The 18,176-nt window shown below is 33.4% G+C and carries 17 protein-coding genes and 3 pseudogenes; 10 read left to right on the forward strand and 10 right to left on the reverse strand.

Annotated elements, in window-relative coordinates:
- Positions 1-86: 86 nt before the first annotated feature.
- Positions 87-266, reverse strand: a pseudogene (locus A9G32_RS10910) (transposase); the annotation flags it as partial.
- 317 nt (positions 267-583) lie between these two features.
- Here A9G32_RS10910 and A9G32_RS10915 point away from each other — a divergent pair.
- The 3 genes from A9G32_RS10915 to A9G32_RS10925 all read left to right on the forward strand — a co-directional run bounded on the left by A9G32_RS10915 (position 584) and on the right by A9G32_RS10925 (position 1,995).
- Positions 584-790: a hypothetical protein gene (locus tag A9G32_RS10915; protein ID WP_034910630.1), complete on the forward strand. Its 207-nt coding sequence runs from the start codon at positions 584-586 to the stop codon at positions 788-790.
- Between the two features lie 266 nt (positions 791-1,056).
- On the forward strand, positions 1,057-1,488 hold the full coding sequence (locus tag A9G32_RS10920; protein WP_065589791.1) for a hypothetical protein: 432 nt from the start codon (positions 1,057-1,059) through the stop codon (positions 1,486-1,488).
- 189 nt (positions 1,489-1,677) lie between these two features.
- Positions 1,678-1,995 (forward strand): MmcQ/YjbR family DNA-binding protein, encoded by a 318-nt coding sequence (locus tag A9G32_RS10925; RefSeq protein ID WP_218055898.1) that lies wholly within the window; start codon positions 1,678-1,680, stop codon positions 1,993-1,995.
- A 155-nt stretch (positions 1,996-2,150) separates the two neighbouring features.
- Here A9G32_RS10925 and A9G32_RS10930 read toward each other — a convergent pair whose 3' ends face one another.
- Genes A9G32_RS10930 through nikA form a run of 6 tightly spaced genes read right to left on the reverse strand, consistent with a single transcriptional unit; the run spans position 2,151 to position 8,470 of the window.
- Positions 2,151-3,476, reverse strand: coding sequence for an MATE family efflux transporter (locus A9G32_RS10930; protein ID WP_065589793.1), 1,326 nt, complete (start codon positions 3,474-3,476; stop codon positions 2,151-2,153).
- A gap of 3 nt (positions 3,477-3,479) precedes the next feature.
- Positions 3,480-4,259, reverse strand: a complete 780-nt coding sequence (locus A9G32_RS10935; RefSeq protein ID WP_065589794.1) for an ABC transporter ATP-binding protein — start codon at positions 4,257-4,259, stop codon at positions 3,480-3,482.
- Positions 4,260-5,114 carry an ABC transporter ATP-binding protein gene (locus A9G32_RS10940; RefSeq protein WP_065589795.1) on the reverse strand — a complete coding sequence of 285 codons (855 nt, stop codon included), beginning with the start codon at positions 5,112-5,114 and terminating at the stop codon, positions 4,260-4,262.
- Positions 5,111-5,941, reverse strand: coding sequence for a nickel/cobalt ABC transporter permease (gene opp1C / locus A9G32_RS10945; protein ID WP_065589796.1), 831 nt, complete (start codon positions 5,939-5,941; stop codon positions 5,111-5,113). Before opp1C ends, A9G32_RS10940 begins: the two co-directional genes overlap by 4 nt.
- Positions 5,938-6,882, reverse strand: coding sequence for a nickel/cobalt ABC transporter permease (gene opp1B, locus A9G32_RS10950; RefSeq protein ID WP_065589797.1), 945 nt, complete (start codon positions 6,880-6,882; stop codon positions 5,938-5,940). The genes opp1C and opp1B overlap by 4 nt, the downstream gene beginning before the upstream one ends.
- A 22-nt stretch (positions 6,883-6,904) precedes the next feature.
- Positions 6,905-8,470 carry a nickel ABC transporter substrate-binding protein gene (nikA, locus tag A9G32_RS10955; protein WP_065589798.1) on the reverse strand — a complete coding sequence of 522 codons (1,566 nt, stop codon included), beginning with the start codon at positions 8,468-8,470 and terminating at the stop codon, positions 6,905-6,907.
- A gap of 300 nt (positions 8,471-8,770) precedes the next feature.
- Here nikA and rhlE point away from each other — a divergent pair.
- Both rhlE and A9G32_RS10965 read left to right on the forward strand, forming a co-directional pair.
- Positions 8,771-10,048 (forward strand): annotated as a pseudogene (gene rhlE / locus A9G32_RS10960) (ATP-dependent RNA helicase RhlE); the annotation flags it as partial.
- Between the two features lie 55 nt (positions 10,049-10,103).
- Positions 10,104-10,439 (forward strand): YggL family protein, encoded by a 336-nt coding sequence (locus tag A9G32_RS10965; RefSeq protein WP_065589799.1) that lies wholly within the window; start codon positions 10,104-10,106, stop codon positions 10,437-10,439.
- Positions 10,440-10,523: 84 nt separating this feature from the next.
- Here the strand turns inward: A9G32_RS10965 and A9G32_RS10970 are convergent, their stop codons facing one another.
- From A9G32_RS10970 to A9G32_RS10980, 3 genes are all read right to left on the reverse strand, one after another.
- Positions 10,524-10,781 (reverse strand): Txe/YoeB family addiction module toxin, encoded by a 258-nt coding sequence (locus tag A9G32_RS10970; RefSeq protein ID WP_065561202.1) that lies wholly within the window; start codon positions 10,779-10,781, stop codon positions 10,524-10,526.
- On the reverse strand, positions 10,774-11,028 hold the full coding sequence (locus A9G32_RS10975) for a type II toxin-antitoxin system prevent-host-death family antitoxin (protein WP_065561203.1): 255 nt from the start codon (positions 11,026-11,028) through the stop codon (positions 10,774-10,776). Before A9G32_RS10975 ends, A9G32_RS10970 begins: the two co-directional genes overlap by 8 nt.
- 168 nt (positions 11,029-11,196) lie before the next feature.
- Positions 11,197-12,789: an ABC-F family ATPase gene (locus A9G32_RS10980; protein ID WP_065639642.1), complete on the reverse strand. Its 1,593-nt coding sequence runs from the start codon at positions 12,787-12,789 to the stop codon at positions 11,197-11,199.
- Between the two features lie 739 nt (positions 12,790-13,528).
- Here A9G32_RS10980 and A9G32_RS10985 point away from each other — a divergent pair.
- From A9G32_RS10985 to A9G32_RS11000, 5 genes and pseudogenes are all read left to right on the forward strand, one after another.
- On the forward strand, positions 13,529-15,289 hold the full coding sequence (locus A9G32_RS10985; protein WP_065589801.1) for a hypothetical protein: 1,761 nt from the start codon (positions 13,529-13,531) through the stop codon (positions 15,287-15,289).
- 269 nt (positions 15,290-15,558) lie between these two features.
- Positions 15,559-15,645, forward strand: a pseudogene (locus A9G32_RS13725) (riboflavin synthase); the annotation flags it as partial.
- A gap of 101 nt (positions 15,646-15,746) precedes the next feature.
- Positions 15,747-16,301 carry a YbhB/YbcL family Raf kinase inhibitor-like protein gene (locus A9G32_RS10990; RefSeq protein WP_065589802.1) on the forward strand — a complete coding sequence of 185 codons (555 nt, stop codon included), beginning with the start codon at positions 15,747-15,749 and terminating at the stop codon, positions 16,299-16,301.
- A 25-nt stretch (positions 16,302-16,326) separates the two neighbouring features.
- Positions 16,327-17,109 carry an AraC family transcriptional regulator gene (locus tag A9G32_RS10995; RefSeq protein ID WP_065589803.1) on the forward strand — a complete coding sequence of 261 codons (783 nt, stop codon included), beginning with the start codon at positions 16,327-16,329 and terminating at the stop codon, positions 17,107-17,109.
- A gap of 170 nt (positions 17,110-17,279) precedes the next feature.
- Positions 17,280-18,173, forward strand: coding sequence for a carboxylate/amino acid/amine transporter (locus A9G32_RS11000; protein WP_218055899.1), 894 nt, complete (start codon positions 17,280-17,282; stop codon positions 18,171-18,173).
- Positions 18,174-18,176: the final 3 nt, after the last annotated feature.

The raw sequence follows: 18,176 nt of genomic DNA on the forward strand, positions 1-18,176 counted from the left end.
ATTCTCACCAAAATATTAGACAGAGCCCACCTTGATGATGTATATAATTATAATAGATTTCAATATATTCAAATAGTGCTTTGTTAGTCAGCCTCCAGCTCCTTTAAGCGTTTGATATCCGAAGTTTCCATTCCGCCGTATTTTTCTCGCCATTTATAGAAAGTTGAATTACCCATGCCATATTTACGGCACAGCTCTTTAACTGGAATACCCGCTTCAGCTTCTTTTAAAATAGCGACAATTTGATGTTCAGTCATTTTTTTCATAATTAAATCCCCCTTTTATTTTATCATAGAGAATTTTCTACTTTTTTGCTGTACTATTTTAGGGGATAGTTACACAACTTGTTTGATTTCTATTTCAGATATATCTGTAGAATTAGAAATATTAACAAACAGCTTGGCAACTGATAAATAAAAATTTAATAAAATCAATACTCTACCTGATGGTTTTTATATCACCTAAAAAGACTTGTTTATTGAGCAATTTTTAAAAAACTACACTTGCTTTTTTCTTAAATCAGCGGTTAGATATAACAGTGATAAGCATTGGGTTTATCACTAATTTATTAGGAGGACTTATAATGGTACAAAAATTTGCTCCATACGGTAGTGATGTTTCGTCTGGCACTTATAAGTGCGCTGACTGTGGCTATATTTATTCTAACCAAAGTAAGAAATCGTTACCTCCTTGCCCTGATTATAATAAAAAACCGCACAGCAAAAATGGTTGGTATATTATGTCTGGACAGGGTGATTCAGTTAAAGATCCTCATCCACATAAAAAGTAATTTTATTCAGTTAATGCTATTAAAAGGTAGCCAATATGGTTACCTTTTTTGATTGTATCGATTTAAAATGATATTTTTTAGTTGTCAGCAATTAATTGTGACGTATGTATAACGATATGACTATTAAGTATAAATATCAATTCTTTCATATAGTTATTTTATAAACCGCTTATTTTGTTGTGAATTTATTTGATTTGTTTTTCATTTAGATGTTTTTTATAATAAAATCAATATGACTGTTAAATCTAAAAGTAAGGAATATTGAAGTGAAAAAGCTAATGAAATTGGTAGTGTTACTTTCTGCTCTTTTTACAATTTCGAATGCGTATAGTGCTGAATTACCACCGTCAGCAAACATAACTAAAGCTTTTGCTGATAGTGCAAAAAGGTCGATATTAGGTGAAGGTGGCGAATTTCCGGTTAAAGTGGATGCGGGTTATGAAATAACTAACATTTTTGGTAACCTTAATAATATTGTTTTTGAATATAATATGCCGACCGATAGCCAAAGTGTATCAATAGTAGACATTACAGAAAATATCAGGCTTGGGCTTAATGCTCAATTTTGTAATAAGCAAGACGTGATTGAAGTATTACGTGCTTATGATATTCGGTTTTTATTTCGTTTTCAATTCAATGATGATCGTAATGTGCCAGCAACGTTATCAATAGATGAAATTTGTAAAGAACAAAAATAAATAGGTTAAATTTATAGCTATTGTTGACACTTTATTTTGATATTATCATGTATAACAATGATTTTATAAGGCTTAATTAGCATGTTATATATTAAATAAGCTGTTTATATTATTGTGTTAGATTTGGTGAATTGAAAAAGAAAAATAACAATAAGCCTTAAGAATAAATTAATTGAATATGCTCATACTTTGAACAATATTCAAATTGACCACCCTTTTGAAAATTATACTAACTATCAGGTTATTAGACATAAAACTAATGCTAAATGGTTGGGGTTAATTATGTCAGTGGGAAAGAATAAGTTAGGTCTAAATTCAAAAGATATGGTGGAAATAATTAATGTTAAATCTGATCCTGAATTAATTTCTATAATAAAAATTAATTCAGATATATTACCCGCATATCATATGAATAAAAATCACTGGATCACAATAATGCTCGACGGTTCTGTGCCGTTTGAACAAATCGTAAGTTTATTAAACCATAGCTATGATTTAACTATTTAAAATATACGATATATTTTAAAAATACAAAATGGTATAGTTGCTTACACAACAGGTTAATTCAGAAACAAAAGCTTTGTATTATCTTTTATATAAACTATCTAATTAATGCTTTGAACGGTATAAATACTCTAGACTTTCAAAAGATAATTGGTTATTTAGTTTAGAATATATCTTTTAGATTTTTTTACCCACATTACTAAAAATAAAGTTCTACCTAAGCTAAATAAAATATAAGAAAGCCATAATCCATTATTTCCCCATATTGGTACACAGATATATTGTGATATCAGCCATAAAATTAAGGCAAGAATCATAGAATCACGAATAGAAGAAGTGTAACTGATCCCAGAAAAAACGCCATAATAGATAAGACCACCTGCAACCACAATAGGAAAGATAGTAAGCCAATATTGATATTGCAAACAGATTGTGATGATTTCGGTTTGATTGGTTAATAATTTAATAATTGTTGTATTAAATCCAAACCATAAAGCAATTAATATTAGAGGACAAATAATACAAGCTTGCAGTGACCAATGTAAGGTTTGATTATATAACTTAATATCTTTAGTACCTTTCGCCTTACCGCTAAAAACGCTTGAGGCATTGGCAAACCCGTCAAACAAATAAGCCATTAAATAGTGAATTTGAAACAAAACGGCATTAGCAGCTAACACTTCGGTGCTAAAACTCGAACCAATCGAGATAAAATGGTTGGTAACGATTAATAAACAAATGGTACGAATCATCAAATTGGTATTAACTAAAATCACTCCTTTTAATGATTGCCAAGATAGTATCGATTTTAAATCAGTTTGTTGATTGGATTTCGGTAAATTACGATAAATAAACCAAATGCCTAACAAAGTACAAATTATTTGGGCAATTAGTGTTGCAAAGGCAACTCCCTGCACATCCCAATGAAAGCCCCAAACAAAAATTACTGCCATAATAATATTAAGCAGATTAATTAATACTTGTAGAAATAGCACAGCCTTTACTTTAGACATTCCCATTAACCAACCAACTAAAACGTAGTTGATAAGGACAAACGGTGCTCCCCAAATTAAGACAGAGAAATAAATATCCGCGTAATGCTTTACTTCTTCATTAGGTTTGATAATGTGCATTGAGGAAGAAAATATCATCTGTTGAAAAATGATAAAAATAATTCCTAAAAATATAGCTATAAATAAAGGGCGAATTAAAGATGCTCGCAACAGTAACGGGTCATCTAATGCTTGTGCTGCAAAACCAGTGGTACTAACTCGTAAAAAGCCAAAAAGCCAATAAATAGTATTAAAAATAACAGCGCCAACAGCAATGCCTGCAATAAAGGCTGGATTGGGTAAATGTCCAACCAATGCGGTATCGACCACGCCCAGTAATGGAGTTGTAATAGTTGAAATAATAAACGGAATAACTAGCGCTAAGTAATCTTTAAAACGATATTGTTTATTAACGATAGATTGAGTTGCCATAATTTAAAAACCTAAAATAGATTTAAGAAGTTGTTTAGAATAAATATTATTAACCTGATTTAAATTGGCTATTTTATCAACTTGTTCGACAATCTGTCCTTGATAAAAGAAGATCACCCGATCGCAAAGATAAGTGATAGTCGCTAAATCATGTGTAATAAAAATGGTTGTTAAATTTAACTGTTTTTGCAGATCAACTAATAACGATAAAACTTGAGTTTGAACAGTAATATCAAGTGAACTTACTGCCTCGTCAAATAAAACAAATTTAGGTGAACAGGCAATTGCTCGTGCAATACAGATACGTTGTAATTGTCCACCACTCATTTCGTGGGGAAATCGATGATAAAATGATTCATTTAATCCTACTTGTTCTAATAGTTCAATTACTCGCTTTTTAAGTAGGCTTGCAGTAAGTTTGTCATAAATATAAATGGGTTCGGCAATAATTTCAGCAGCGGTAAAATAAGGGTTAACTGAAGTGTTGTAGTCTTGAAACACAGCGCTTATTTCTCGTCGCATTGGAGACTTTCGCCATGCACGTTGTCCTATATCTTGCCCATTAAAATAAATTTTGCCACTATCAGGTTTTTCAAGCCCCAAAATTAGTTTTCCAAGTGTACTTTTACCGCTTCCGCTTTCTCCTACAATACCTAAACATTCGCCTTGGTATAAAGACAAAGAAACATCTTTAATAATTGGCGTTTTTTTGCGATTAAATAAACCTTGATTAGGTTGTAAGAAAGATTTTTTGAGATTATTAATTTGTAATAACGGCGTCATTTAGATAGTCTCCAATCTATTTGGGTGGATAACGGCGTTAAATTTGGCTAATAACTGTTTACGAGTATCAATTAAGTAACGTGTATAATCATTTTTAGAATGATAAAAAATATGATCGCAACTACCTTGTTCTATAATCTGGCCTTGATTCATTACAATAATATGATCAGCGATATGGTGAATAACACTTAAATCATGCGAGATAAATATCATTGCTGTTTTCGATTTTTGTTTGATATTTTTTAATAATTGCAGAATATGAAGTTGACTAATAGAATCCAACGCTGTGGTTGGTTCATCGGCAATAATTAATTCAGGTTCAAGCATTAATGCTATTCCGATCATGATTCGTTGTAACATGCCACCACTTAACTGATGCGGGTATTTCTTAAAGATTTGTTTTGGATCATTAAGACCAATGTCAGCAATCATAGTTAATGTTTTTTCAATAGCTTGTTTTTTACTAATTGTCAGATGTGCCAATAACGTTTCAACCACTTGATTGCCAATACAATAAAGCGGATCAAAAGCATTCATTGGATGCTGTAGTATAGCCGAAATAGCATTGCCACGAATATGGCGTAATGTTTCATGGTTTTGTTTTAATAAATCACCATTTGATTGTAATGCTATTTTAGACTGTTTAGGGTTAAATAAAACTTTGCCTTGAACCGAAAAGTAGGGCTCTAATAAACCGATAATAGCTTTGCTAGTTAAACTTTTACCGCAGCCACTTTCGCCCACAATACCTAAACATTGATGATGCTCAAGGCAAAAGGAGATATCATTAAGCACTGTTTTGCCATTATCCAGTGTTACAGTAAGATTCTTAACCTCAAGTAATTTATTATTCATGCTGTTTTTTCCTTAGGATCAAGAATGTCACGTAAACAATCGCCAAGCATATTAAATGCAGCAACCACAATTAATATTGCAATTCCGGGGTAGAGCATTTGCATAGGATGCTGCATCATAACGTTTTTTGCTTCACTTAGCATTAGTCCCCATTCTGGAGTTGGTGCTTGTATGCCAAGCCCTATGAAAGATAAAGCTGAAATATTTAAAATTACCCAACCAGTATCTAGTGTGGCTAACACAACTAACTCTGACATTACATTTGGTAATAAGTGACGGCGAATAATAAATAAATGTGGTGCGCCAATTGCGCGGGAAAATAAAATATAGTTTTTACGGCTATATTTGATAACCGAGCTGCGAATCATACGACTATACCAAGCCCATTTGACCATAATATTGGCAATAATAACGTTCTCAATACCCACACCAAGTACGCCTACAATAGCAAGAATCATTACTTGGCTAGGAAAAGAGAGCATAATATCGCATAAACGCATAATACACTCGTCAAGTTTACCTCGTTTATAACCTGAAATTAGGCCAATTATTGCACCAATAACAATGGTAATAATCATGGTTAATAATGACAAAAATAACGTGGAGCGAATGCCATAAAGTAGTCTTGAAAAAATATCACGTCCAAGATGATCACAACCTAACCAATGCTGAGCAGACATTGGGGCGTATTTACGAATAATACGTACTTTATTGGGATCAAATGGTGTAATATAAGGGGCTAAAATACCTAATATAATGATAGTTGCAATGATAATTAAACAACATAATGCAGTTTTATTTTTACAAACCTGCTTAAGTACATTCATGACAAACCACCATTATCACGTAAACGAGGATCTAGTAAATGATGAATAACATCGACAATAAAATTACATACCACAAATAATATTGCCATAATTAAAATATAAGCTTGGATAACGGGGTAGTCTCGATTCATAATAGCTGCAATACATAACCGTCCAAGTCCTGGCCAGGAAAATATATATTCAACCACAAATGAGCCAGCAATTAATTGCGGAATTGTCATCCCTAATGCGGTAATAGTGGTATGTAACGAATTGATTAATACATGCTTAAGAATAATTGTTCGTTCTTTTAGTCCTCGGCTACGTGCATAAAAAACGGAGTAGTTACGCATGTTTTCTAGCATGTTATTACGAATAAAACGAATATAGGTTGAAATATAAACGAATGATAGCGTTAAAGTTGGTAGGATTAGATTTTGCCATGTGCCATATCCATTAGTTGGAAGTAAATCTAAATAATTAGCAAAAAACCAGATAAATAAAAGCCCAAGCCAGTAGCTCGGCATAGCCGTGCCTAAAAAAATTATAATACGTAAAATATGATCAAAAACTGAATTAACAAAAATGGCACATAAAATGCCTAAGATCAGACTAATAATCAACGTAAAAATAAATGAAGATAATGCTAAAAGCAGTGTTGGTTGTAAGCTTCGAATGATCTCATCTAATACTAGCCTATCTCGATGTACAAAAGAACGACCAAAATCAAGTTGAAAAACGTTATATAACCAACTGATGTAACGGTTCCAAAATGGTTCATTTAAACCTAACTCTAGGCGCATACTTTCAATAGCATCAGGCGTGGGCATAATTTCATTTAAACGTAATGCTACTTCAGCAGGATCAGAAGGGGCTAAATTAATAAGTAGAAAAGCGATAAACGAGATACCGATAATAATCGGTATCATCATAATTAAACGTTTAAAAAAGTAATTTAACATTATTACTAACTAACAAAATAAATTAAAAATGCATTTTCTCAAAGGGAATGTCAAACTGCGAAGGAGCAAATTCAATACCTTTTAGTGATTTTATGGCGATAGCTCGGTTGCGTTCATAAGTTAACGGAATATAGACCGCTTGGTTATGCAATGTTTCAAGCACATAACGGTAAAGATCTTGACGTTCTTTTTCATCAGTTGAAATTAATGCTTTACTAATGCTTGCATCAATTTGAGCTTTCTCTTTCAATCCTTGTTGTGCCATATAATCACCATATACTGGTAATTTCATGCCAGACATAAAAGATTGTGGGTCATAAGGCATTCCCCAAGAAATATCAAATACCATATCAAAATCACCAGCTTTTTGGCGATCACGATAACCTTGTTCTTCTTCTCCATGAATGTTAAGTTTTAAACCAACCTGTTCAAACTCATCTTGCATATATTGTGCGATGGTTTTTTGAGATGCAGTATTGCTATCATAATAAAGAGTTATTTCAAATGATTTGCCATCTTTTTGACGGTAATTCTGACCTTTTTGTTTTAGCCAACCTGCTTTATCAAGTAGTTCTTCGGCTAATTTAATATTATATTCGTAAGGTTTTAACCCAATATTTGCATAAGGAATATTAGTAGCCATTAATGTATCAGCTGGCGCTTCGCTACCATTGAAGATACCTTCCGAAATATCTTTTTTATTTATGATATGTTCGATTGCTCGGCGCACATTAGCATCGCTTAAAGCGGGTCGAGTGGTATTCATCAATACGATACGGCTTGATACAGGTTTTGACATTAATGTTTGAAATTTATCAATTTCTGAAAAACGTTCAAATGAATCGGCATCCACCATATTTTTACCATAAATTAAATCAATTTCACCTTTTTCAAGTGCCATTAAACGGCTTTGGTTGTCTGCTATAACTTTCATGGTAACAGTTTTCAGTTTTGGTTGCTCACCCCAATAGTTAGGATTTGCGTTAAAAACAGCATACTGATCTTTTTTATGATCACCTAAAATATAAGGGCCTGTACCAATATAAGATTTAACGCCATTTTTTGTTTCACCATCGATCATTGAATTCGGTGAAATAAAGCGCATGGGTCTGGTTACTGCAATTTCAATCAAAAACGGGTAGTAAGGCTCTGACAGATTAACTTGAAGAGTATAATCATCTACCGCTTTGACTTCAGTAATTAAACGTACCATTTCAAGCCATGTATGGCGCACTTTATTTGACAGGACAGCATCCCAGTTTAATTTTGCACTGTGAGCATCGAATTTAACACCATCACTAAAGGTAACATCTTTTCTCAGTTTAAACGTATAGGTTTTTCCTTGGTTTGTAATAGTCCAGCTTTCGGCAAGCCAAGGAGAAAATGTGCCATCTTGATTATAATGAACAAGCGACTCATAGAGCATATTTTGAGCCCACATTTCACCTCCATAAAGGTGTGGATTCAAATCGCGTATATCTCGGAAGTTTGCAAAAGTGATATCATCTTTTGCAAAACAATTAAAGCTAAAAAGCGATAAAATTGAGACAATTAATAACTTTTTAATGTGGCTAAAGTTTAAAAGCATGTTTAATACAGTAAATTATTATTAAAGAGTCAAATATTAACATAATTGCAAATGATAATAAATATCATTTATCTATCTTAATAGGTAAACACAATTCAAATCAATACTCTTTTTTATAACATATTTATATATTAAAGGTGCTCCAATAATTTTAAGTAAAGATTTGTGTAATATTTTAAAATTTGGATTAGTATACATAATAGTCGATAAGTAAATTTACAAAATAATCAAACAAATATTATTGAATTGCTTTATAATACATATGAATAATTTATTTTTTATTTATTTAGGATACATTTCATGTCATTTGGCTCTCTTGGTTTAGATACTGAGATTTTAAAAGCAATTCAAGAACAAAACTATACCGATCCAACTCCCATTCAACAACAAGCTATACCTGTAATCTTATCTGGTAAAGACCTTATGGCGAGTGCACAAACAGGAACAGGTAAAACGGCAGGGTTTGGTTTACCAATATTACAAAAGCTTATTGAACAGCAAGCAAAAGAAGCTAATAATCCAAAACCTAAAAAAGGCAAACGTCCTTTATATGCCTTGATTTTAGCCCCAACGCGCGAACTGGCTGCGCAAATAGGTGAAAATATTCGTGATTATAGTCGTTATTTGTCCATTCGTTCATTAGTAGTTTTTGGTGGGGTGAGTATTAATCCGCAAATGATGAAATTGCGCAGTGGTGTGGATATTTTAATTGCAACACCAGGGCGATTGCTTGATTTACAGCAAAAAAATGCGGTGGATCTGTCAACGATTAAAATACTGGTGTTGGACGAAGCTGATCGCATGTTAGATATGGGATTTATACATGATATTCGTCGTGTGATTGCCAAGCTACCTAAAAAACGGCAAAATTTAATGTTTTCGGCAACTTTTTCGGATGAAATAAAAGTTTTGGCTCAATCTATTTTGCAGTCACCTGAATCTGTTGCTGTAGCAAAAACCAATAGTGCTTCAGATCAAATTACTCAATATGTTCATCGAGTTGATAAACGTCGTAAGCGTGAGCTACTGTCTTATTTAATCGGTAAAAATCAGTGGCAACAAGTGTTAATTTTTACACGAACCAAATATGGTGCAAATCATTTAGCGGAACAATTAACGAAAGATGGCATTAAATCAGCAGCTATTCATGGGAATAAAAGCCAAGGAGCTCGTACAAAAGCATTAGCTGATTTTAAAAGCGGACAAATTAGGGCATTGGTTGCCACAGATATTGCCGCTCGAGGTCTTGATATAGAGTTATTACCTTACGTTGTTAATTATGAGCTCCCTCAAGTTGCTGAGGATTATGTTCATCGTATTGGTCGAACAGGTCGAGCGCAGAATCAAGGGCAAGCTCTCTCGCTTGTGTGCATTGATGAATTGCCACAATTAAAAGCAATTGAAAAATTAATTAAAAAAAAGATTCCAGAATTAACAACCAAAGGGTTTGAAGTTGATCCAAAAATTAAAGCTGAACCTGTAAAAAAATCGCCACCAAGGCGTGCGCCAGCAAAAAAAAGAAGTTCATCTTCAAATCGATCGTCGCAATCCAATCAAAATGGTGTGAAAACCTCCAATAAACATAATCACACTAAAAATAAGCAAACTTATATTTAATAAGAAGGAAATTATTATGGTAAATCGCAGCAGACGTTTACGAAAAAAATTACACATTGAAGAGTTTAAAGAATTAGGTTTTACCATTAGTTGGTCGTTTGAAGAAGGTACAACTGAAGAAACTTTAGATAATATTGTCGATCAGTTTATTCTTGAGGCTATTCAACCCAATGGTTTAGCTTATGAGGGGAGTGGTTATTTAAATTGGAAAGGGATTATTTGTACTCAAAAACTCGGCAACTGTACTGATGAGCATCGTGACGTTGTCATAAAATGGCTTGAAAGTCACGGCTTAAAAAATGTCAAAACCAGTCCACTTATCGATATTTGGTGGGATGAGTTAGAGTTTTAATTTGTTAAGTAATTAATTGAAATAAGTTAGCCACTGATGTGGCTATTTTTGGGTCTGATTAGATTGATAAGGTGAGAATTATCATTATTCATAATGATAACGGCAAGAGAGTATAATAATACAGTTATTTTCAATTTTATAAATTAACCTGTGTTCTCCATCAATTCTTCGCGACCAATAACCTGATAAGTTAAATTTTAGCGCCTCAGGCTTGCCTAGACCTAAAAATGGCGTCCTGCTGATATCTTTAATAAGTTCATTGATGCGTTTAATCACTTTTTTATCTGTTTTTTGCCAATAAAGGTAGTCATTCCACGATTCATCTGAAAATAACTTATTCATCTTGTAGATCATGTTCCTGTAGTTGGCCGTTGTTAATTTGCTCTAATGAACGTAATAAATGTTTTGCATTGGCTGGTGAACGGTACAAGCGGGCGGTTTCTTCTAAAGATGTAAATTCATCATATGACATTAAAATGCAGTTATTGCCATTTTGGCGTGTAATGATTGTTGGCATTCGGTCGTTAACAACTTCATCCATTGTTGCTGCTAGATTTGCCCTTGCGGCTGAATAGCTAACGTGTCTCATAATATTCCCCATTGAAATGTAATTACTGAGAGTTATTGTACAATTAAGTTGTACAATGTCAATTGAGGGGGGGGATTCATTTTATAAAAATGGGGGAAACTCATCTTAACGCAATGTAAGAAAATAATAGCCACATTCGTATTTGTGGCTATTTTTAGTAATGGCTAATTATTCAATCCATTGGCTACGCAAGTAATCTTCATAATTACCTGTGTAATCAATGACTTTTTCAGGTGTAATTTCAACAATGCGTGTTGCCAATGAACTAACAAATTCGCGATCGTGTGAAACAAAAAATAGCGTGCCTTGATAAAGCTCTAATGCCATATTGAGTGATTCGATAGATTCCATATCTAAATGGTTGGTTGGCTCGTCCATAACAATAATATTTGGGCGTTGCATCATCAATTTACCAAATAACATACGTCCTTTTTCACCACCTGATAGTACTTTGACTTGCTTTTTAATATCATCTTGTGAAAATAACAATCGGCCTAAAATACTACGTACGGCTTGCTCGTCATCGGTTGGCTGCTTCCATTGGCTCATCCAGTCAAATACAGTTAAGTCGCCTTCAAATTCGTATTCGTGATCTTGTGCATAATAACCAATATTGGCATTTTCAGACCATTTTATATCGCCTTGTTCGGGAGTAAGCTCGCCCATTAGTGTTTTTATTAATGTAGTTTTACCAATACCGTTAGTCCCTAAAATAGCGACTTTTTCGCCCACTTCGACCATTAGGTTTAAGTTTTTAAATAGTGGACCATTATCAAAACCTTTGGTCAGGTTTTCAACAACAAGCGCATTACGGAATAGTTTTTTATCTTGTTCAAAACGAATAAATGGATTTTGACGACTAGAGGCCTTGACTTCTTCAAGTTTAATTTTTTCAATTTGTTTTGCGCGCGAAGTTGCTTGTTTTGATTTAGACGCATTGGCACTAAATCGACTAACAAAAGATTGTAGCTCACTGATTTGTGCTTTCTTTTTGGCATTGTCAGCTAATAAACGCTCTCTCGCTTGCGTTGATGCTGTCATATAATCATCATAGTTACCAGGGTAGATGCGAAGCTCACCATAATCCATGTCTGCCATATGGGTACAGACCATATTTAAAAAATGGCGGTCATGCGAAATAATAATCATGGTGCTTTCGCGTTGATTTAAGGTGTCTTCAAGCCAACGGATAGTATCGATATCCAAGTTATTGGTCGGTTCGTCAAGCAATAAAATATCGGGATTTGAGAATAAGGCTTGGGCTAATAATACTCGTAATTTCCAGCCTGGTGCGATTTCGCTCATTAATCCATAATGTTGCTCAATTGGAATACCAACACCTAATAATAATTCACCCGCACGAGCTTCAGCGCTATAACCATCCATTTCGGCGTATTGGGTTTCTAAATCAGCAACTTTAAAGCCGTCTTCTTCGCTCATTTCGGGAAGTGAATAAATGCGATCACGTTCTTGCTTAATCTGCCATAATTCGGTATGCCCCATAATTACGGTATCAAGCACGGTAAACTCTTCAAAAGCAAATTGGTCTTGGCGTAACTTACCTAATCGTTCATGAGGATCTAAAGCAACATTGCCAGAGGTTGGCACTAAATCACCACCAATAATTTTCATAAAAGTTGATTTACCACTGCCATTGGCGCCAATTAAACCATAACGATTGCCATTACCAAATTTAACTGAGATATTTTCAAATAATGGCTTACTGCCAAATTGCATTGTGATGTTATTTGTACTTAACACTAGAATTTACTCTCTTTAACATGCGTTTCACTCATATAAGTAATAATTAGCCTTTGAGTGAAGTCGCGGAAATATGAATTGGCGCATATTATGCCATAATTAATCATTTTTGAGGATCTTTGTTTTAGATAACGGCATTTAAGGAGGATATATTTAATATATTGTAAGGCATATGGAAAATCAGTGATATTTACTCTTTATGATTAAAATAATTCCCTAAATTCTACAAGATGTTAACCGTTTATCAAATTGCTTTAAACAACGTGAATCATTTCTAAAATTTATTTTTATTTTTGTTTCCAGGTTAATAGCGGAAAAATATCATCACTTGATATTACCATAATAACTCATTGATTTCCCTTAAAACCTTTTGAGTGAAAAATTCATTTAAATCAACATTCTATCTGAGAGATTTTTATTGTAACATGCACTAATCTTTTAAACATCTGAAGTGATTGATTTGTCGTTGAAAACTATCGACAAATCAATCCCAACAAAATTTAAATTTTATACTTAATTACTTTTTATACTGAAACACATAGTTACCTGAAACTTTTTGACAACATTCTCAGGGTTTTCATCGCAGACAAAAGCGCCCTAATGAATCAATAATTATCTTTTTACACTCCTTAACAAATACCCTAATTTCAAATTTGAAAAAACCGTTTAACCTATTTATACTTTATATTGAGTATATAAAATTAAAATAAATATATATTGAAACAAAGGAATTAGAAGCATGTTAACATGTTGTTTAATAGCTAGCTATCACTTGAGTTTATTTTTTGGATTGAAAACAAGACGTAATTTATTGATGGTAAGCATTACCAATTCGCTAATGCCTTTTCATTTAGGATTAAATTCGAATTTTAATTTACTTATAAAATCTTCAAGGTTTTTATTATCTCATTTTTCCATCACACTATTATTTATTGTTATAAGTCTATTATTAACTGCCAATATCAATATAGCAAATGCGTTAAGTGCGACAACCAGTAATGTAATCAATGGTAGTGCACCATATCTAACCTTTGATGGTGGATTAACTAAGGCAGAAAATACCGAAGCATTACTTGCAATAACTTTAGCAGATGAAATGGAGATAAAAGCAAATGAAGATGTATCAAGCTTCATAAAGCCGATAGAGCTACCACAAAGTATAAAAAAGTTTAGTGATATAAAAACAGTGGTGCCACTCCCAACATCAGGGAATAGCTATTATCCAAGTTTTGATTTAAATAATTTAATTGGTACTCCATACAATTATTGGGGCGATGATGATGGCGATGGTGATATAAGTGCCACTGGAAGTATAACTGTAAAGTGGCAAGATAATATGGGTAACGATATAACAGCAAACGTAAAAGCAAACCCAACCGAATTATTAAGTACTTCATGTGCTGCAAATTATCAATTAACGATAAAAGCAACCTCAGGCGAATTATCAACACGGTATGGTTCACCTGAAAAAAGTACTTTTAATGCAATAGAGCACACTTATTATATTAAACCACATAAAAATAATATAACCCCTTGTTCTGTATTATATGCACAACCCAATTTGGCCCATGATGACACTGCTTATGGCGACTATTATAATGAAAATTCAAATGGTGAGACATGGGTTGCTTGGAAGGGGTACAAAGTATCGAGTGCATCAAATAGTGGAAATTACGAAAATGACTCAAGCATAAAAGAAAATAACTTTCCAAGTACAGGATCGCATGGATTGTATTTTTATTTGTTATTTGAAGGTATAACGCCAGCCGAAGTATTAGCAGCCAATGGTAATCTAGTTAGTGCAGAAGAGGGGGGAAATGTCAGTTTAATATTAAGCACCGAAAATACGCCAAGATGGAGGCATGAGTATTATGGACCTAAACCATATGGGTATAGCGAGCCAGGTTTGAAGATAACGTTAAAAGGGCCGCGTTATAACTCAAATGATAAAAGTTTTAACCCTGTAACTTTTAAACTGTATGCTGATAGCAGTAAGAACAAATTATTATATGAATTCAGGCTAATGCGTTGGTATATAGCACAGCCTAATGTTGTGTATAATGGAACAGGAAATGGCACAGATGCTCAAACAGCTGTAAGGAATTATTGTCACAGTTTAGGAAGCGGTTATCGAATACCTGATATGAATGATTATACGAACACTAATAGGAGAGGTTGGTCAGGTGGGATACCTGGACGGAATAAATGGGCTGCTCTTCGTCAATTGAGTTACCAAACTGGAGGAAGATGGATAGGGGGAATATTGAATGAATGGGGATGTATAGTCAATGACTGGAATGCTGCAGGCTCTGGTGGTGCATCCAAATGCAATGGTTATACTGGAACCGATTGGGATAGCTATATGTATTGGAGTGCAGATGTGTCATTAAGTGGTGATTATAAAGGTAAAGGAATGTGGGTAATATCGAATGTTGGTGCACCTCGTGTTTTCGGGGATTTTTCCTATTCAACTTATCGCGCTGTCTGTGTTACACCATAAAAAGACATTAATGGCAAATCCTTTGCACAGGATAGTTGCTGGTGAAATCTGTTTATCTCTAGGATTTACTAGCATTGTTTACAGTAATTTGAAAAATTGCTGTAATGGATATACATAAAAAACAAAACTAACGCCTTATTACAGACAAGAGATATGGCGCTTATATCATAAACGGTCACTGATTTGGCTAAAAGCTTTATGGTCATTCGCCCAACCATTTAACGTATTAAAGAAAGCCCGATTGAAGCTTTTGCCTTTTTGACAAGTAAGTAGGAGACAAAGTCAAAATTGAAATTGACTCACAAACTCAAGCCATTGTTGATACGGTTGAACGAGTATTAGTCGCAAGAGAATGATAATATTAATCGAATTTGTGTCAGATTTAAGCTAATTTGTGCCGATTATAGCTTGAAAATTCCTTATGATGTCTTTTATTTAATCGTTAAAAGAAGCCAACATGCGTATTTTGTACAAAGCGAAAGCCATTATTTATAGTACATTATTATTGAGTACAAGTTGCAGTAATGCGGCACAATTACAATTAACTAGCACTGATCTTGTCGATAGCGGGTTTACTGCTCGGTTTATATCCAATCAATTTGGTTGTCAAGGCGAAAATATATCTCCGCAAATTTCATGGCAAAATCTACCCAAAGCGACAAAAAGTTTAGTATTAACTATGTATGATCCTGATGCACCAACGGGTTCTGGTTGGTGGCATTGGGTGATTGTTAATATTCCTGTACAAACGCCGTTTATTAAACAATCAGCAGGAAATAATCCCAATTTATTACCTAAAGGAAGTAGGTTAGTACGTAATGATTTTGGCGTGATAAATTACGGTGGTCCATGTCCTCCGCTAAATTCGACTCATCGATATCAATTTACACTTTATGCACTAGACATTGATCACATTGAGGTTGATGAACAAACCACACCAGCTCTAATTGGTTTTATTGCTAATTCGCATCAAATAGCGAAGGCAGATATGATTTACTCCTACTCACGTTGATATTGGTTAATAGGCTATTAGGATTATGGATTTTGCTTCAATTGGTCGAGTGACTTATATAACACAACGTTGTAATCAAACCCTAAAGCAGATTCAAAGCAATGATCCAATGATTGTCTATGTCATAAATGGCGAAAAACAGATTGAATGTGAGGGCGAATATTTTAAGGTAAAAACAGGTCAATTAGTCCTGATTCCAGCAGGTAATTTAATGAATATAAATAATTTTTATATTGATGATAAGGATTATCAAGCCATCTGTTATTCTTGGCATGCACAGTTAATAGACCAATTTGCTTTATCTCATCTTTATCAGAATAGTCAAATTCTTAAAAAAATTAAAGTTGAAACAATATTACCTGAAACTTTTATTACTCGACTAATACAGATTAAAACAGAATTATTGACCCATAACCAATGCAATTCTAATCTTGTTAAACATTTATTTATTGAATTATTAATTAGATTATCTGCATTTGGTGTGTATTTTCCCCTGAATAATAACCCAAAAATTAGCCAAAAAATTCGCGAAATTATTAACCAGCAGCCAGACAAAAAGTGGCAGGCAGCAGAAATTGCTAAACAATTTGCTATGAGCGAATCAACTTTACGACGACATCTTGCTTTAGAAGGATATAATTTATCCAAAATTATCTTAGATATAAGAATGAATTTTGGTTTAATGCTGTTACAAACTACCCAAAAAACGATCCTACAAATTGCCCAAGAAGTGGGATATGAATCAGGCTCTCGTTTTGCTTTTTACTTTAAACAACGTTTTGGTTTTTCACCAAAGAGGCTACGTTAGTCAATTTTTTATCACTAACATTTAATTTTATTTATTAAATTTTTTTATGCGTGTTCATTACCGTGGTTTCTCAAATTACTGTATATAGCGACAATTGTTCTTACAGGTTGTCAATTATTTTCTCATAGTAATCAATTTTTATGATATAAAGTTTACAAGTGTTAAGCCAATTGATACGATCTGTATCTAGTTATTTTTTATATTCATCAATTATGCTTTATCTTATTTTTGTGACAATTATTTGGTCATTCTCATTTAGTTTTATTGCGGTTTATTTAAGTGGACAAGTCGATTCTTGGTTTGCTGTTGTAATGCGAGTGCTATTTGCCTTTATAACTTTTATTCCATTTTTACGTTTTAAAAATATTCGTTTTAAGCAGATGTTGCTTTTAATGGGAGTAGGGGCATGTCAATTAGGGATTATGTACTTTTTTTATTATAATTCTTTTCAATATATTTTGGTGCCTGAAGTTTTATTATTCACTATTTTTACACCAATCTATGTCACGGTTATTTATGATCTATTGCAACAACATCCTTTAAGGCTTAGCTATCTTTTAATGGCAATTATTGCAGTAGTTGGTGCAGCCATTATTCGTTATGATCATATTAGTGCCAATTTTATTATCGGTTTTTTATTAATTCAGGGCGCCAATATTGTTTTTGCATTAGGTCAAGTAGGGTATAAAAGGATTATGGAGGTTTATCCAATGCCCCAACATCAAGCTTTTGCTTGGGTTTATTTTGGAGCAGTGATTGTTGCCAGCTTTGGCTGGCTGCTGTTTGGTGATGCATCAAAATTACCAACAACTAATTTGCAATGGGGAATTATTATTTGGCTTGGAATAGTTGCTTCTGGTGTGTGTTACTTTTTATGGAATTATGGTGCAACCAAAGTGGATTCGGGCACTTTGGCTATTATGAATAATGTAGTTATCCCAACAGGAATTTTAGTGAATGTAGTGATTTGGCATCAATCCATTGATTGGGGGCGATTTTTAATTGGTAGTACTGTTATTATTTTTGCCTTAATTTTACATAATAAATTTAAACGTATTAAATGATAC

Origin of the sequence: Gilliamella sp. Gris3-2, from assembly GCF_001690345.1 — a bacterium.
GTDB lineage: Bacteria > Pseudomonadota > Gammaproteobacteria > Enterobacterales > Orbaceae > Gilliamella > Gilliamella bombi.

Excerpts from the sequence above, each read along its gene's own strand:
- opp1C (WP_065589796.1), bottom strand. The coding sequence starts at position 5,941 with ATGAATGTACTTAAGCAGGTTTGTAAAAATAAAACTGCATTATGTTGT.
- A9G32_RS10940 (WP_065589795.1), bottom strand. The coding sequence starts at position 5,114 with ATGAATAATAAATTACTTGAGGTTAAGAATCTTACTGTAACACTGGAT.
- A9G32_RS10985 (WP_065589801.1), top strand. The coding sequence starts at position 13,529 with ATGTTAACATGTTGTTTAATAGCTAGCTATCACTTGAGTTTATTTTTT.
- opp1B (WP_065589797.1), bottom strand. The coding sequence starts at position 6,882 with ATGTTAAATTACTTTTTTAAACGTTTAATTATGATGATACCGATTATT.
- A9G32_RS10995 (WP_065589803.1), top strand. The coding sequence starts at position 16,327 with ATGGATTTTGCTTCAATTGGTCGAGTGACTTATATAACACAACGTTGT.
- nikA (WP_065589798.1), bottom strand. The coding sequence starts at position 8,470 with ATGCTTTTAAACTTTAGCCACATTAAAAAGTTATTAATTGTCTCAATT.
- A9G32_RS10915 (WP_034910630.1), top strand. The coding sequence starts at position 584 with ATGGTACAAAAATTTGCTCCATACGGTAGTGATGTTTCGTCTGGCACT.
- A9G32_RS10935 (WP_065589794.1), bottom strand. The coding sequence starts at position 4,259 with ATGACGCCGTTATTACAAATTAATAATCTCAAAAAATCTTTCTTACAA.
- A9G32_RS10975 (WP_065561203.1), bottom strand. The coding sequence starts at position 11,028 with ATGAGACACGTTAGCTATTCAGCCGCAAGGGCAAATCTAGCAGCAACA.
- A9G32_RS10970 (WP_065561202.1), bottom strand. The coding sequence starts at position 10,781 with ATGAATAAGTTATTTTCAGATGAATCGTGGAATGACTACCTTTATTGG.
- A9G32_RS10990 (WP_065589802.1), top strand. The coding sequence starts at position 15,747 with ATGCGTATTTTGTACAAAGCGAAAGCCATTATTTATAGTACATTATTA.
- A9G32_RS10930 (WP_065589793.1), bottom strand. The coding sequence starts at position 3,476 with ATGGCAACTCAATCTATCGTTAATAAACAATATCGTTTTAAAGATTAC.
- A9G32_RS10965 (WP_065589799.1), top strand. The coding sequence starts at position 10,104 with ATGGTAAATCGCAGCAGACGTTTACGAAAAAAATTACACATTGAAGAG.